12 protein-coding genes are annotated in these 15,822 nt (G+C 46.7%); 1 reads left to right on the top strand and 11 read right to left on the bottom strand.

What is annotated here, in order from left to right; genetic code table 11:
* Window positions 1-14 precede the first annotated feature (14 nt).
* The 6 genes from CSD97_RS01510 to CSD97_RS01480 form a co-directional block, all read right to left on the bottom strand.
* On the bottom strand, window positions 15-1,136 hold the full coding sequence (locus CSD97_RS01510) for a hypothetical protein (protein WP_005834862.1): 1,122 nt from the start codon (window positions 1,134-1,136) through the stop codon (window positions 15-17).
* A gap of 112 nt (window positions 1,137-1,248) precedes the next feature.
* Window positions 1,249-2,004: a hypothetical protein gene (locus tag CSD97_RS01505; RefSeq protein WP_098031870.1), complete on the bottom strand. Its 756-nt coding sequence runs from the start codon at window positions 2,002-2,004 to the stop codon at window positions 1,249-1,251.
* 146 nt (window positions 2,005-2,150) lie between these two features.
* Window positions 2,151-2,723, bottom strand: coding sequence for a K(+)-transporting ATPase subunit C (locus tag CSD97_RS01500; protein WP_005834858.1), 573 nt, complete (start codon window positions 2,721-2,723; stop codon window positions 2,151-2,153).
* 12 nt (window positions 2,724-2,735) lie between these two features.
* The gene (kdpB, locus tag CSD97_RS01495; protein WP_005834857.1) at window positions 2,736-4,784 is read right to left on the bottom strand and encodes a potassium-transporting ATPase subunit KdpB; all 2,049 of its coding nucleotides are present in this window, start codon (window positions 4,782-4,784) and stop codon (window positions 2,736-2,738) included.
* A gap of 30 nt (window positions 4,785-4,814) precedes the next feature.
* Window positions 4,815-6,521, bottom strand: coding sequence for a potassium-transporting ATPase subunit KdpA (kdpA, locus tag CSD97_RS01490; protein WP_009037805.1), 1,707 nt, complete (start codon window positions 6,519-6,521; stop codon window positions 4,815-4,817).
* Between the two features lie 484 nt (window positions 6,522-7,005).
* Window positions 7,006-8,358 carry a sigma-54 dependent transcriptional regulator gene (locus tag CSD97_RS01480; protein WP_008662930.1) on the bottom strand — a complete coding sequence of 451 codons (1,353 nt, stop codon included), beginning with the start codon at window positions 8,356-8,358 and terminating at the stop codon, window positions 7,006-7,008.
* 304 nt (window positions 8,359-8,662) lie between these two features.
* On the opposite strand from CSD97_RS01480, the gene CSD97_RS01475 reads away from it, so the two are divergent.
* Complete coding sequence (locus CSD97_RS01475) at window positions 8,663-9,997, top strand: aspartate kinase (RefSeq protein WP_008662927.1); 1,335 nt, start codon at window positions 8,663-8,665, stop codon at window positions 9,995-9,997.
* Here CSD97_RS01475 and CSD97_RS01470 read toward each other — a convergent pair.
* Genes CSD97_RS01470 through CSD97_RS01450 form a run of 5 tightly spaced genes read right to left on the bottom strand, consistent with a single transcriptional unit; the run spans window position 9,994 to window position 15,739 of the window.
* Window positions 9,994-10,785, bottom strand: coding sequence for an SGNH/GDSL hydrolase family protein (locus CSD97_RS01470; RefSeq protein ID WP_005824695.1), 792 nt, complete (start codon window positions 10,783-10,785; stop codon window positions 9,994-9,996). The two genes, CSD97_RS01475 and CSD97_RS01470, sit on opposite strands and share 4 nt — an antisense overlap.
* Before the next feature lie 18 nt (window positions 10,786-10,803).
* Complete coding sequence (locus CSD97_RS01465) at window positions 10,804-11,991, bottom strand: AGE family epimerase/isomerase (protein ID WP_008662925.1); 1,188 nt, start codon at window positions 11,989-11,991, stop codon at window positions 10,804-10,806.
* 40 nt (window positions 11,992-12,031) lie between these two features.
* Window positions 12,032-13,411, bottom strand: a complete 1,380-nt coding sequence (locus tag CSD97_RS01460; RefSeq protein ID WP_005824990.1) for an MFS transporter — start codon at window positions 13,409-13,411, stop codon at window positions 12,032-12,034.
* A gap of 17 nt (window positions 13,412-13,428) precedes the next feature.
* Window positions 13,429-14,601, bottom strand: coding sequence for a glycosidase (locus tag CSD97_RS01455; RefSeq protein WP_098031869.1), 1,173 nt, complete (start codon window positions 14,599-14,601; stop codon window positions 13,429-13,431).
* 22 nt (window positions 14,602-14,623) lie between these two features.
* Window positions 14,624-15,739, bottom strand: coding sequence for a glycosyl hydrolase (locus CSD97_RS01450; protein WP_098031882.1), 1,116 nt, complete (start codon window positions 15,737-15,739; stop codon window positions 14,624-14,626).
* Between the last annotated feature and the right edge of the window lie 83 nt (window positions 15,740-15,822).

Here is a 15,822-nt window from a genome sequence, read left to right as displayed (position 1 = left end):
CCTAAGAATTAATATTATGCAAGTATAATCAAATCTATGTTTACTTGTGCCAAATCACGCACAAATTTTCGGTATTTCAATATCATGAACAATGATTTCGGAAAAGAAAGTGACGGACTTCCCATGCAGACAGTTGTTATCTGTTTCTCCCTACAAGTATCAACAATGCTTCCCAGCACATCCGGCGATTGCACCTGAACGACCTCCCCTCCCAGTTCGGTCACCAATTTGAAGTGGTTCAATAAATACCTTTGATTTGCCAGACCGATGCGGTCAGTACTTTCTCTGGGAGTCTGCACATAAAGGGCAACAAACGAAGTATTGTAGCGGGTTGCCAGACGTGCAGCTTTACGAATGATGCGTCGTGGTGTTTTCTCGTTGCTGCTGATACATGCCAGAAATCTCTCATGACGGACTCCCACACTGGTAACCACTTCATTCTCCACTTTCTTTTCCACCCGTAAAGCCACCTCTTTTAAAGCCAGTTCACGTAATTGGAGAATATTTTCCGTTTTAAAGAAATTGTTCAAGGCAGTAGAGACCTTTTCCGGCTTGTAAATTTTTCCAGCTTTCAGACGGGCTATCAATTCTTCCGCAGTCAAGTCAATATTCACCACCTCATCTGCCTCTTGCAAAACGCTATCGGGAATACGTTCCTTCACCTCAATACCCGAGATGCCTTGTACTTCTTCATTGACACTCTCAATGTGCTGGATGTTAACGGCAGAAATCACATTGATACCCTCATCAAGCAAATCCATCACATCCTGCCAGCGTTTCTCATTCCGGCTACCTTCCACATTGGTATGTGCCAGTTCATCCACCACTACTATCTCAGGGTGTATCTGGATAATGGCATCCAAATCCATTTCTTCCAGCTCTTTCCCTTTATAGAATATCTTACGACGAGGAACAACGGGCAATCCTTCCAACATAGCATCCGTACCGGCACGCCCGTGTGTCTCTATATAGCCTATCTTCACATCTACTCCGTTGTCAAGTAACTCGTGTGCTTCCTGAAGCATACGATAAGATTTACCTACACCAGCAATCATGCCGATGTAGACTTTGAACTTGCCACGCCGCGACTTTTTAATCAAATCAAGAAAATGCTGTACGCTTTCTTCCCTACTCATTTCTTCTGTTTTTTTACTTGTCTTATATATGCCATATAACCCGTAACGATCATCACGACCGCCACGGGCATCCAACACTAATTCATGAGTTCTAAAGTTATATCTAAATAAATCATGGCCTTAAAGTAAAGCCGAATACCAGATGTGCATCTTCCATACGAGGGTTCCAAATGGCTTGTGCAAATACAGGTATTGAGAAACTGTCAGTAATCTTGATTCCCGTAATACCTTTCAGTGCCACATTGGTTACGGCAAACCCGCTGTTAGGAACGCCATATACTCCTACCCCAGCTTCATAAGGCAGAAATCCGCAAGTCAGGTTCAAATCTACAGACTTAACACTGAACGGATAGTTGAGTTCAACATACGAAGAATAATTCTGCCTGCCTTTGTCATCTTTGTCAGCTCCGGCAAACATAGTGTACCAAGCGATTGACAAAGGAAACTTTTCAACCGGCAATGTATAGGCTAATCCCGCTTCAAAGTGATGAGCTGTTTCGTGGCTCTTAAAATTAAAATACTTTCTTGCTCCTTGTCCGCCCCACCACAAGCTGGCAACAGAAAAAGTTAGACCTGATTCTCCCAAAGCATAGGCAGCCGTCAAATCAATCTCCTTAGCCGCAGCCCCTTCTCCTGAAGAAACTCCGTCAAAATCGGTAGAGCCCCATGCCGTCAAAGAAAAATCACCGACCCCAAAACCCAAAGTGGGCTGAAAACTGACTCCCGTCTGGTAAAAGCCGCGCCAAACATAAGAACTGACTAAATCACCTTGTATTGTAAATTCCTGAGCTTGCACTTTGCCGGTTCCCATAAAACAAGCAGCCACCATACTCGCAAGAACTAGAATTGATATTTTTAAACTTTTCATATCCAACTATTTATTTACCATTACTAATCAATCGTTGAAAGGCAGGAAGGAAGTTTCGGCTCCCCCTGTAAAATGACAGTCTTTCGCTGCCTGAACAGAAATACTTCCGCTCCTGCCCATAACACATGACAAACACAACTAAAAAATTATTTATTCTGATCGGCTTCTTCTAATGCAATGTTCAGTTCCAGCACATTGACAGTTTCCGTACCAAACACCCCCAAAAAGGGTTTGCTGATGTTCTTGTCTACAATGGCTTTCACTTCAGCCTCGTTCATGCCACGTGCCTGAGCCACACGCTTCACTTGCACATAAGCACAAGCAGGTGTGATATGTGGGTCTAGACCGGAACCACTGGCGGTTACCATTTCAGCAGGCACATCCTTGCGGCTCAGATAAGGATGATGTACCAGAAAAGTATCGATACGGGCTTCCACTTCTGCCAGGTATTCATCGTTCGTAGGTCCCTTGTTACTACCACCCGAAGCATCGGCTGTATAATTACCCGCAGATGGGCGTCCCCAGAAATAAATATCTTGCGTAAACATCTGGCCTACATTGGCTGCACCTACCACTTTACCATTGAGTGTTGCCACCTCTGCATTTCCCTTGTTGGGACCGGCGAACTGTGCAAATATCCACAAGACAAGGATATAGAACAGAGAGAAAAATATGCAAAATGCAATTGTTATTTTAAATGATTTCCAAAGAGTTTTCATTTTATCCAAGTTTTAAAAAAACAGACTAACTATCATATCTATCAGTTTGATACCGACAAACGGAGCAATGACGCCACCCACACCATAAATCAACAGATTGCGACGAAGTAGCGCACTGGCACCGATCGGCTTATACTGAACACCTTTCAAAGCCAACGGAATCAAGATAGGAATAATGATAGCGTTGAATATGACAGCCGAAAGAATGGCCGTTTCAGGGCTATGCAGTCCCATAATGTTCAGAGGAGCCAACTGAGGGATGGCTACCATAAACAAAGCAGGGATAATAGCAAAGTACTTGGCAACGTCGTTCGCAATGGAGAAGGTAGTCAACGTACCGCGCGTCATTAACAACTGTTTGCCAATCTCCACAATTTCAATCAGCTTCGTCGGATCGTTGTCAAGGTCCACCATGTTACCAGCTTCTTTGGCTGCCTGCGTACCGCTGTTCATTGCCACACCCACATTAGCTTGTGCAAGGGCGGGAGCGTCGTTTGTACCGTCACCCATCATAGCCACCAGCTTACCGGCCTGCTGTTCTTTTTTGATATATTCCATCTTGTCTTCCGGCTTGGCTTCAGCAATGAAATCATCTACTCCAGCTTTCTCTGCAATATATTTGGCTGTCAAAGGGTTGTCACCGGTCACCATCACAGTTTTCACACCCATCCTGCGAAGACGCTCAAAACGTTCCTGAATGCCCGGTTTGATAATATCCTGCAACTCAATTACCCCAGTAACTTTCTGATTGACACATACCACCAGCGGAGTTCCACCGTTGCTGGTAATTACAGCAATCACCTCTTCAATCTCTTTCGGGAACTTATTTCCGGCATTTTCCACAATCTTGCGAATAGCGTCGAATGCGCCTTTACGTATCTGAGTACCATCCTGCAAATCCACACCCGAACATTTTGTTTCGGCTGTAAACTTAATCATATGAGCACCGGTAGTATTCAAATCACGCATACGATGACCGTTTTCACGTCCCAGTTCAATGATAGACTTACCCTCCGGAGTCTCGTCAGAAAGTGAGGACAACAAGCAAGCCTCTACGAACAAATTCTCGTCAACACCCGAAGCCGAATGAAACTTAGTAGCTTTACGGTTACCGATTGTAATGGTGCCAGTCTTGTCTAGCAACAAGGTATCAATGTCACCGGCTGTTTCTACCGCCTTACCGGATTTTGTAATTACATTAGCGCGCAAAGCACGGTCCATCCCAGCAATGCCGATGGCAGAAAGCAGTCCGCCGATAGTAGTCGGTATCAAGCAGACAAACAAAGAAATGATGGCTGCAATGGAGATATAAGTTCCCGGATGGTCAATATTCGTATAGTCAGCCATAGGAATCAACGTTACACATACAATAACGAATACCAAGGTGAAACCAGCCAGAAGAATAGTCAATGCTATTTCGTTCGGAGTCTTCTGACGAGTAGCGCCTTCTACCAAAGCAATCATCTTGTCAAGAAAGCTCTCACCCGGTTGCTGCGTCACCAATACCTTGATTTTATCAGAAAGAACTTTTGTACCACCAGTTACGGAACTCTTGTCACCACCGGCCTCACGGATAACCGGAGCAGATTCACCGGTAATGGCACTTTCGTCAATGGAGGCCAAACCTTCCACAATCTCACCGTCGGCAGGAATCGTATCTCCTGCTTCACAAATAAAATAGTCACCTTTCTTCAAACGTGAACTGCTAACGGTATGGATTTTACCGTCAACCAACACTTTAGCAGGAGTCTCTTCACGGGTTTTACGCAAACTGTCAGCTTGGGCCTTACCACGAGCTTCAGCGATGGCTTCAGCAAAATTAGCAAACAGTAACGTCACAAACAAGATGATGAATACCAATAAATTATATCCGAATGCTCCATATTCCGAAGTACCCAATGAAAGGAAACAGACAATCAGCATGACAACCGTTACGACTTCCACCGTAAACATAATTGGATTCTTTATCATCACCCGTGGATTTAGCTTCACGAATGATTGCTTCAAACTTTCCATTACTTGCTCCTTCTGAAACAGAGAAGCTGATTTATTATCTTTCATACCTATGAAATTACTTTTTACAAACTACTATTACAAACTGAAATGTTCAGCAATCGTACTCAATGCATGTGCCGGGAAGAATGACAAGGCAGCCACAATAAAGATAACGGCAAAAGTCATCACACCGAAAGTTACTGTATCTGTCTTCAGCGTACCGGCACTCTCCGGAACATATTTCTTTCCGGCCAACAGACCAGCAATGGCTACCTGACCTACGATAGGCAGGAAACGTCCTAAAATCAGCGTCCAGCCGGTAGTATAGTTCCAGAAGTAAGTATTGTCGCCCAATCCTTCGAAGCCAGAACCATTATTGGCCGCAGCCGAAGTATATTCATAAAGCTGCTCACTCAGTCCGTGGAAACTGGGATTATTCAACCAGCCGCCTTCACCTGCCACAAATTCAGGATAATGAGCGAACAAAAAGCAAGAAAGTGCCACACCGCCCAAGATGATAAGCGGATGAAGCAGTGCCACAATGGTAGCAATCTTCATTTCACGCGCCTCTACCTTCTTACCGAGAAATTCCGGAGTACGTCCCACCATCAGTCCACTGATGAATACGGCGATAATGATGAATGTATAATAGTTCATGAAACCTACACCCACACCTCCAAACCACGTATTAATCTGCATGTTCAGCATTTCCATCATACCGGAAAGAGGCATCGTTGAATCATGCATACCATTCACAGAGCCATTGGAAGTAACTGTAGTCACAATACTCCAAAGAGCAGTAGCAGCAGACCCTAAACGGACTTCTTTACCTTCCATTGCTCCATTGTCTTGAGCAATTCCCATCTCATCAATGCGCGGATTACCTCCCATCTCCTGCGAAACATTGATGCAAACACCGACAAGAAAAGCAAAAAGCATTACGCTATAGATAGAGTAAGCCATCTTCTTACGTTTGATGTAAAAGCCGAGTGCAATCACCATAGACATTGGTATAATTAGGATAGACCAACATTCTGCAATATCTGTCAAGTAAGTAGGATTTTCCAACGGATGTGAAGAGTTACATCCAAAGTAACCGCCACCGTTCGTACCCAATTGCTTGATAGGAACAATCGCTGCCGTAGGACCTTGTGAAACCAACTGGGTTTGTCCTTCCATCGTCTGAACTTCCAGCTTACCATCAAATCCCATCGGAGTACCTTGTAGAATGAGGATGAAGCCCACAATCAACGAAAGCGGTAATAATACACGTGTACAGCTCAAAACCAAGAACTTCCAGAAGTTACCGATAGTCTTCGTCGATTTAGCAGCCATACCCTTCATGATACCTGCCATAGCTGCCATACCGGTAGCGGCGGTAATGAATTGGAACAACATAATGACGAACAACTGTGTAAAATATGTCAGTCCGCTTTCACCGGAATAATGCTGCAAATTACAGTTCACCATAAAACTGATACATGTATTGAATGCCAGGTCCGGTGTCTGGTTAGCGTTTCCATCCGGATTTAACGGCAACCACTGCTGTGTACAGAGTAGCACCATGCCCCATACAAACCAAAAGGCATTCAGAATCAGCAGGGCTTTCAAGAACTGTTTCCAGTTCATCTCTTCCTCCGGATTGACTCCGGCCACTTTATAAATCAATCTCTCGACCGGCTTCATGAAATCCGACCATGTCTTTTCGCCTTTGTAAACCTTGGCAATATACTTTCCCAGAGGATAGGATATCACAATCAGCAGAACAATCTGCAAGGCTACACCTAAAATTTCAGTGTTCATTTCTCCACTCTCCATTCATTAAAACTTTTCGGGTCTTATCAGCACATAAGTCAGATACCCGAACATTACAATACCTAATACAAATAAAGCTGTGTACATAATTCTCTCTTTTAAATCTTCTCAAACCAATCTACGCATTTCCAGAAAAGCCAAAAGGCGAACAAACCGCTCAATAGGCAAAAAATAAATGATACTGTTATTCCCATGTTTTTACCTTTTAAAATGTTACTACATATTTTTGTCTGCCAGGAATGTGCCAAATATGTGCCAAAAAGAGCGCATATACCATACACCATTAATTATCAACAAAATACATACTAAACAAGTATAAAAAGAAACAGGTTGCACCCTTTCAAAATGAAAAGGTGCAACCTGTTTTGATATGTTTTAGCCCATAGGCACTTTCTGCTTCTAAGCCTGTTTCAAGAATAATCTTGCCACGGTCCTATATCGAAGGTACCTCAGTCGTATACTGAGCCCCCTATTATAGATCTGAGATCTTGTATTCCTCAATCTTCCGATACAACGTCGTCAAACCTATTTTCAATAACCGGGCTGCTTCTGTCTTATTCCCCTTTGTATACTCCAGTACACGGGCAATGTGCCGGCGTTCCATAGCTGAAAGTTCAAAACTGCCGGGACTTGAATCATTGGAGTGTTCATAATGGGCATTCTGAATATCAAACGGCAAATCAGCAATGTCCAGATATCCGCTCTCGCAAACAATCATACTGCGTTCTATCACGTTACGTAATTCACGAATATTTCCCTTCCACGGTTGGGAGTCCAATGCTTCAAGAAATGCGGGAGCTATTTCAACCACCGGACGCGCCAGCTGTTCCGCAAAACTCTTTATAAAAGCCTTCGCCAACAGCCGGATATCACCTGCACGTTCGCGCAATGGCGGCAGATGTATCTGAAATACGCTTAATCTATAAAACAAATCCTCGCGGAAACGTCCGGCAACAATCTCCTGGGACAAGTTGCGGTTCGTAGCGGCAATGATGCGGACATTGACACGGGTAGGTTTCGTATCACCTATCTTAATATACTCACCGGTTTCAAGAATACGCAGCAACTTGGCTTGCAGTTCAAACGCCATCTCACCGATTTCATCCAAAAAAATAGTCCCATTATTCGCTTCCTCGAACAGTCCCTTCTTATCCTTCAATGCGCCGGTAAACGAACCGGCTTTATGACCGAACATTTCACTTTCCAGCAACTCCTTGCTGAACGAAGAACAGTTAACCGCTACAAAATTCTGCCGTGCACGCTTACTACTGTAATGGATGGCCTGGGCAAATACCTCCTTACCCGTGCCCGTTTCTCCAGTCAACAGTACAGGAACATCAGTCCCTGACACCTTCTGAGCTAATGAAACAGCATCCTTCAGGACTTTGGATTCTCCCAGGATAGAATCAAAAGAGTACGTCTGTCCCACCTTCTTCTCCAGTTTTTCCAACCGCACATTCATACGCGCTTTCTCTACAGCACGGCTTATCAGAGGAATAATCTTGTTATTATCGTCTCCCTTGGTGATGTAGTCGAAAGCACCGTTCTTGATGGCCTGCACCCCATCGGGAATATTGCCGTGCGCTGTCAGCAGAATAACTTCCACATTGGGTGCCGCCTTCTTGATAGCCAACACCAGGTCTACCCCATTTCCATCGGGCAGAAACACATCACACAAAACTACATCGGGATTTTGGAGTTCCAGTTGCTTCAGGGCAGCCCTGCAATCACCAGCCTGACAGACGTCATATCCCTCCAACTCCATCATCCGTGTCAGAAGGGTACGGATTTGTACCTCATCATCAATGATTAGAATCTTACTCATATCTATTCGATAAGTTTTTAAACTGATAACGGTAAAAAACAGGGTGTGCAAATATAAGCTTTTCCCAAATACCAACGGCATATCTTTTGAACTTTTATAGGTGAAGGGGCAAGAGCCTGCCACCAACCGGGATATGAATATCTCACCACAGCAATGCCACAGCGGCATTATGCAGGCCTAGTCCCAGTGAAAGCCCCTCATGCCTCCCCCTTCCATTTTGGAAAGAGGCCACCTGAAATGAAAAGTCGGAAGGAAGAACATCCGGATGAATGCAATTATGAAACTGTTAAAAAAGAAACAAGAAATGAAAGTTTGTAAATTCGGCGGAACTTCCGTCGGCACCGTAGAGAGAATGAAACATGTAGCAACACTCATTAAAGATGCAACACCCAAGATTGTGGTACTGTCTGCCACTGCAGGCACCACCAACCATCTGGAGGAGATTGCCGCCAACTTGTTCAACCGTGAAATAGAACAAGCTCACGACCGTATCACCCGGCTGGAATTCCAATTCATCGAATTTGCCAATGGGTTGCTGACCGACGAGAAACTGAAACGGGAAGCAATAGATTATATCCTCGACCGCTTCCAGCAACTATGGAAATTTACCAAAGATTCCTTCACCTCTGTCGAAGAGAAGGAAGTGCTGGCACAAGGCGAACTTATCAGTACCGCCCTAATGCACTTCTACCTGCGCGAGCTGAAAGTTCCCAATGTACTGCTTTGTGCATTCGACTTCATGCGTATCGGCCCCGACAACGAACCCGACTTGGAATATATAGAACAGAAACTCCGAGAGCAGCTTGCCTGCCATCCCGGCATCAATCTCTTCATCACTCAGGGTTTCATCTGCAAGAATGCCTATAACGAAACAGACAACCTGAAACGCGGCGGCAGTGATTACACCGCTTCCCTCATTGGCACCGCCCTCCAAGCAGACGAGATACAAATATGGACGGACATAGATGGCATGCACAACAATGATCCGCGCGAGGTGTCAGGTACCCGCCCCGTGAAACGCCTCAGCTTCAACGAAGCCGAACAACTGGCCTTCTATGGTGCCAAGATACTGCATCCCTTCTGTATCGCCCCGGCACGCCTAAGGAATATTCCCGTCCGGCTGCTTAACTCTATGGAACCGTCGGCAGAAGGCACGTTGATTTCCAACCTGCAGGACGACAATATCATCAAGGCCATAGCCGCCAAGGACCACATCATATACATAAAGTTCGAATCGAACCATAATCTGTGTCCCTATCTGTTCATCAGCAAGATTTTCGACATTTTTGCCAAGTACCGTACCCCCCTCTGCCTGCTGGTATCCTCCAATCTGGACGTATCTGTGGCTATAGACGACTGCACTCGTTTATCGAATATCATCTCCGAACTACGCCAATATGCCCATGTATTGGTAGAAGACCGCATGACCATCGTCTCCGTGGTGGGCAACATGCAATGGGAATATGCCGGGTTTGAGGCAAAGATTATGGAGGCGCTAAAGGACATCCCCCTACGGATGATTTCATATGGCAGCAGCAATAATGACGTGGCATTCGTCATTAAGAATACAGACAAAAAAAGGGCTTTACAAGCCCTAAATGATAAGTTATTCCAACCGGAATATGCAGAACGGAACTAAAAGAAATGGTTCCGTATCTCCTTCGCGATGTAACGGCCCATCAGCTCCTGCCCCGGTTTGTCGGGATGCAACCCGTCGCGCAGATAGCGCCCGCTACCGGAAGGCTGCTCAAACTTTTCGGTGATACCACAGTTGGAGTAACAGTCTATCAGCTGAACGGAAAGCGCCCGGCACAACTCACGCAAGATGGCAATCTTCTGCAGATTCAGTGCATTGTGTTCGGGGTTGCCGGTCTGAATCGGCGTGCACACGAATACGCGGCATTGGGGATAATGCTCCAGAATGGTCTGAATGGACCAACGGGCACCGCCCGCCATGGTGTTGACATCTACTTCATCGAGCGTCTTCCCTTTAAGGGCCTCTTCGGCACTACCCAAGTTACGGTCATTCGTTCCCATAGAGAACACAAAGACATCGGGCGCAGGGTAAGCGCCACTTTCCACTTCGGCTATGAACTTCTGGATATGCACCTTTGACACGTTGTTGTGCCGCATCTGTAACTCATGCTTATCCTCCGTAACCTGCCAACCGCCGGAGATGCCGGCAAAAGCTTCGCTGCCATAATCCTGAGTATCGGGATGGCATGCCCATGTGGCAGAACCGACCGCCACGTTGTGATGTGTAGCGAATCCGAGTTTATCCACTACAGTCTTAGACCATTGTTCGCCTGCGGTAATGCTGTTTCCATCGCACCCGAAGTTCAGCTTGCTGAAGTCCGGATAAAGAGATTGCGCATGCAGCGCAATCCCCATCCAGACAAGAATCCCCAAAACCATCAATCTATTCATCTTCTTATGATAGAAAACCTATGAAAAACGTTCAATAATTTCCATGCACATACGTCCGTTGTGATACGGACATTTCCAGAATCCCGCCTTGTCATCATCGGTGTTCACCGTGCCGTCGGCACGCACGCTCCAATGCCATTCTCCGTACTTGTAGTCTACCAGATGCTGCTTGATGAAGTCCCAACATCGGAGAGCCTTCTGCATGGCCACTTCGTCATCAAAGTGCTGGTAGAGGTTGGCATGTCCCACTACGTTCTCGGCCTGCACCCACCAGTGGCGGTCAGTATCGGTCTTTCCTTTATCCAGAAAAGTCTCGTATATCATGCTGCCGTCGGGCGTCAATCCTTCATCGGCAGCGGCAGCGATGTATTCTACAAGTGGTTCCACTTTCTCCAGGAGGTCCTTATCGCCCAGAACAAGGGCAGCCTCGTGTATCAACCAGGAGGCTTCGATGTCGTGCCCATAGGAGACAATGCGGTATTTACTAACCCAATCATCATTGAAGAACAATTCCAGATGACCGGTCTTGATATTCAGAATCCGTTCCGTGAAAAGGCCTATCAAATTGCGCAGTTGCCTCTCCAGACGGGTATCCTTCCACACGCGGAAAAGATTGGTATAAGGTTCCAGAATATGCAGATGGGTATTCATCGTCTTGCGCTCGTTCTCATCCTTGGCGCTGAGGCGCATGTCGGCTATTTCTCCCCATTCGCGGGTCAAGGCTTCGCAATAACCGTTTTTCACGGGGTCGAAGCTATGCTCTTCGATGGTCTCGAACAAGCGGATGGCATATGCCAGCGCTTCATCATCGCCCGTGGCACGAGCATATTCACTCAGCCCGTAGATGGCGAACCCCAAAGCATAAATCTGCTTCTTGGTATCGAGCGGATTGCCTTTATAGTCGAGAGACCAGTAAACTCCACCAAATTCATTGTCATAGAAACGGTCGATAAGAGTACGTTTGGCACGCGTAGCCGTTTCCAGATACTCCGGCCTCTTCAGCAAGCGGTATGCAGCCGAGAAGGTCCACAAGATGCGGGCGTTCAGGATTGCCCCCTTTTCTGCTTCGGGCTTCACCTCCTCCCGGCCCGTGATACGGCCGTAGAAACCGCCGTTCACTTCATCCGTCATTCTATTTATCCAGAAGGGGAGGATATTGGAAACCAGCTCCTCCTCCATCTCCTGTTTCATCTTCTTGATATCCACAAGTTTTTGAGTTATGAGTTATAAGTTATGAGTTATTCTGCTAAAGGTTCTCACGGCGCTCTTTCAGGTCTGCATTGATGGCTGCCATACGCGTCTTATTCAATGGATAGATGAATACGACAACGATGGAAAGTGCGGCTATCGCAGCAGGAATAAAGCTCATCAGATACTTCAAGCCATCCAGCGCCTCGGGAGTCTGCACGGCATTCTCTGCGGTATTGTAACCGAAGAATGCCAACAGTGCCATTACTGCCCAGCCTGCAAATGCACCGCCAAACTTCTGCGCCATAGAACCGGAAGAGAATATCAGCCCCGTAGAGGATGTGCCATCCTTTTGCTCGGCATAGTCCGCCACATCCGCATACATGCTCCAAATCAACGGAGATACGATACCGGTGCAGATGGAGATAAGCACCTGGAAAATCATCATCAGCCACCATCCCAGCCCGTCATTCGGCACAAAGAAGAAGAGCACGCTGAGCACTACCAGGCACACGAGCGAAATGATATAAGTGGACTTCTTTCCAAACTTCATGGACAGAGGCACAGCCAGCGCCACACCAATCATATTACACACTTCACCCACCATCAGGAACAAGCCGGCATACAATACCAGATTGAACACCCCGAAATCGAGGAATGCATTGGCACTGATATAGTCCTTGAAGAAGTAGGCGGCAGTAGCTCCGCGTACCGTATTGAAGAAATTCGACAACAACGCCGCACCATTCAATATCCACCAAGGCGAATTGCGCACCAGTGACTTCACATCCTTACCGATGGATTCGGACGCCACACTCTTGACATGCTCGCGCGTCATGCTAAAGCAAAACAGAAAACCCAAAAAGCAGAGCGTGGCAATGCATACCATGGCATATTGCCAACTGGAAGCATTGCTATAGTCCATTGATTTAAACCAATTACACAATGGCTCCCATGCTCCCAAAGCGATAAAACTACCTCCGTATGCAAAAAACATACGGTAAGAAGAGAAAACCGTTTTTGTATTCGAATCATCAGTCATTACTCCCAGCATAGCCCCGTATGGTACATTGATTGCCGTATATACCGTCATCATCAGGATGTAAGTGACATAAGCCCATACCAGCTTACCCGTTGTCCCCATGTCGGGCGTTGTAAAAAGTAAAATCCCGGCAATGGCAAAAGGAGCTGCAATCCACAACAAATAAGGACGGTATTTGCCCCAACGCGTATGAGTACGGTCTGCAATGACTCCCATCATCGGATCGGACACTGCATCCCAAATACGTGTCACCAGCATCAGCAATCCTGCATCAGCCAAGCTCAAGCCAAAAATATTCGAATAGAAGAACGGTAAGTAATAGGAGAATATTTTCCAGAACATAGAGGAAGACATATCCCCAAAACCATAACCGATTTTCTCTTTTAGTGTTGCCATAGTATGTTGTATTTTTATTATTTCATTATCTGCAAATTCTTGTCTATCAGCTTCTTCAACGTTTCTACCGAAGCTGATGAAGACAAGCCGTCAGCAGGCGTATTCATGCAATAGTCCACCAGCTTGTCAATGGTAGAAGTGGCTACATGCATCCGCGTGTCGGAAGAAGCGTAGTAAATAAATACAGCTCCGTCTTCATCGGCAATCCAGCCGTTGGTGAAAAGCACATTGCTTACGTCACCTATACGCTCCTCACCCTCGGGTACCATAAAGGCCCCACCGGGAGTGGCAATCAGTTTCGTCGGATCTTCCAAAGAAGTCATGTACATATAAAGCACATAACGCAATCCGGCGGCACAACCGCGGACACCATGAGCCAGATGCAACCAGCCTTTCGGAGTCTTGATGGGATGCGGACCTTCACCATTCTTCACCTCCTTGATGGTGTGATAGTAGCGCTGGTCGATAATCTTCTCTTCCTTCACCTCGGCATGGGTTATGTCGTCCACCAGCGCCCAGCCGATACCACCACCGCTACCGGCATCAATAAAGCCATCCTGCGGACGGGTATAGAGGGCATATTTGCCATCTACAAACTCCGGGTGCAGCACCACGTTGCGCTGCTGACTCTTGGTCTTCAGGTCGGGCAGGCGTTCCCAATTCTTCAAATCCTTGGTGCGAGCAATGGCAGCTGTAGCCGTAGCCGAGGACAAGTCACCGGCGGGCGCATTGTCGTCGTGGCGTTCGGCGCAGAAGATACCGTAAATCCAGCCGTCCTCATGAGCCGTGAGGCGCATGTCGTATACATTCGTTGCCGGAATCGCGTCTTCGGGCATGGTGATGGGGTAATCCCAAAACCGGAAATTATCAATGCCGTTGGGACTCTCGGCTACGGCAAAGAACGACTTGCGGTCAGCGCCCTCTACACGTACCACCATCAGATACTTGCCATTCCACTTAATGGCCCCCGAATTCATGGTCGCATTCATACCGATACGTTCCATCAGGTACGGGTTGGACTTCTCATCCAAATCATACCGCCAGAATACAGGTGTATGAGCAGCCGTCACTACCGGATATTTATAGCGGGTGAATATGCCATTGCCGTCTTCCACGGCCACATTCTTTCTCGTAATCAACTCTTCGTGTCTCTGAAAGAGCCTCTCTACCTTTTCTTTAAAAGCTTCCATGTCTGTTATATTGATTGTTTGTTTATTGATACAGATTTACATCAGCTGCAAACAGCGTCTTGGGATTGTTATAGAACTCCACAAAATCCTCCGCAGATGTCTGTCCCGGATAGGGGGCATAGTAATGGGTCACCTTTTCACGGGCATTGCGCCACACCAGCACATAGGCAAGCGGATATTTCTCCAACGCAGGCAGCAGAGTACCAGTCCACCATTTGGCATCGGGAATTCCTTCGTAACCGGTTTCGGTCACAGCAATCACCTTATTATGTGCTTTCCCTATACTGTCGATAATGGAAAGTGCCCTATCCATCCCGGCAAGATAGGTATCCCGGTCGAACTGATAAGTATCGAAGCCGATAACGTCTATCAACTCGTCGCCCGGATACTTCTTCAAGTATTCCGTCGTGTCCTTGGGTTCCGTGCCCGGAGAGTAAGCATAGAGTGCATTATCCACTCCCCTGGCCTGCAGAGTATCCACTGTCATGTGCCACAATGTCTTATACTCTTCAGGGGTACACAGTTTTTCGCCCCACCAGAACCAGCTGCCGCTGTGTTCGTGCCAGGGACGGAAAAGTACGGGTATCTTCACGCCGTCTGCCGTCTTCAGCGAATGAAGGAAATCGGCCACTCCTCCCAACCAGCCGGCAAACTTCTGATGATTCTCGCCACCGGGCAGGATGGACTTCACCACCGTCGTATCCGATACATCCCAGGCATCACCGCCCGTCTTGGGATTGCGCGCATGCCAACTGAGCGAAACCATGCCGCCCCGCTGATACTGATTGATTATCTCTTTCCTGATTTTATCGAAGGGCACCTTATCCAGATTGGCGGCATTCCCTAGTTCCAGCTCTCCCAAATCAAAGCTGATGACAGCCGGATAGTCGCCACACACGCTTTTCACATCCGAACGGCCTTCCTCACCTTCCCAGCCGATACCATATACCGTATCGTCATGATGGCCGAGCATGATACCTTTGGAAGGGATTTTTTTCAAGTTAGCCAGTAAGTTCTCCGTTTCCTGCGTACGCGCAGCAGCCGTCTCTTCATTCACACTCTGTTCTTTCTTGGAAGAACCGCAGGCGGTCAACAGACTTGCCGCCAGAATCATCATAGCAAATTTTACTTTTCTCATATCCATGTTTTTCAATCTGGTATTGTTATTGGTAACACTAATTCCTGGCACAAAGATAGCGGATTGCACCAAGAGAAAATGAT

Source organism: Bacteroides sp. AR29, assembly GCF_900217715.1.
GTDB lineage: Bacteria > Bacteroidota > Bacteroidia > Bacteroidales > Bacteroidaceae > Bacteroides > Bacteroides uniformis.
This window is presented reverse-complemented; position numbering and strand designations above follow the sequence as displayed.

What these genes read in the sequence shown, in the direction of transcription:
- CSD97_RS01500 (WP_005834858.1), bottom strand. Translation starts at nt 2,723, where the DNA reads ATGAAAACTCTTTGGAAATCATTTAAAATAACAATTGCATTTTGCATA.
- CSD97_RS01510 (WP_005834862.1), bottom strand. Translation starts at nt 1,136, where the DNA reads ATGAGTAGGGAAGAAAGCGTACAGCATTTTCTTGATTTGATTAAAAAG.
- CSD97_RS01480 (WP_008662930.1), bottom strand. Translation starts at nt 8,358, where the DNA reads ATGAGTAAGATTCTAATCATTGATGATGAGGTACAAATCCGTACCCTT.
- CSD97_RS01470 (WP_005824695.1), bottom strand. Translation starts at nt 10,785, where the DNA reads ATGAATAGATTGATGGTTTTGGGGATTCTTGTCTGGATGGGGATTGCG.
- kdpB (WP_005834857.1), bottom strand. Translation starts at nt 4,784, where the DNA reads ATGAAAGATAATAAATCAGCTTCTCTGTTTCAGAAGGAGCAAGTAATG.
- CSD97_RS01450 (WP_098031882.1), bottom strand. Translation starts at nt 15,739, where the DNA reads ATGAGAAAAGTAAAATTTGCTATGATGATTCTGGCGGCAAGTCTGTTG.
- CSD97_RS01475 (WP_008662927.1), top strand. Translation starts at nt 8,663, where the DNA reads ATGAAAGTTTGTAAATTCGGCGGAACTTCCGTCGGCACCGTAGAGAGA.
- CSD97_RS01460 (WP_005824990.1), bottom strand. Translation starts at nt 13,411, where the DNA reads ATGGCAACACTAAAAGAGAAAATCGGTTATGGTTTTGGGGATATGTCT.
- CSD97_RS01455 (WP_098031869.1), bottom strand. Translation starts at nt 14,601, where the DNA reads ATGGAAGCTTTTAAAGAAAAGGTAGAGAGGCTCTTTCAGAGACACGAA.
- kdpA (WP_009037805.1), bottom strand. Translation starts at nt 6,521, where the DNA reads ATGAACACTGAAATTTTAGGTGTAGCCTTGCAGATTGTTCTGCTGATT.
- CSD97_RS01505 (WP_098031870.1), bottom strand. Translation starts at nt 2,004, where the DNA reads ATGAAAAGTTTAAAAATATCAATTCTAGTTCTTGCGAGTATGGTGGCT.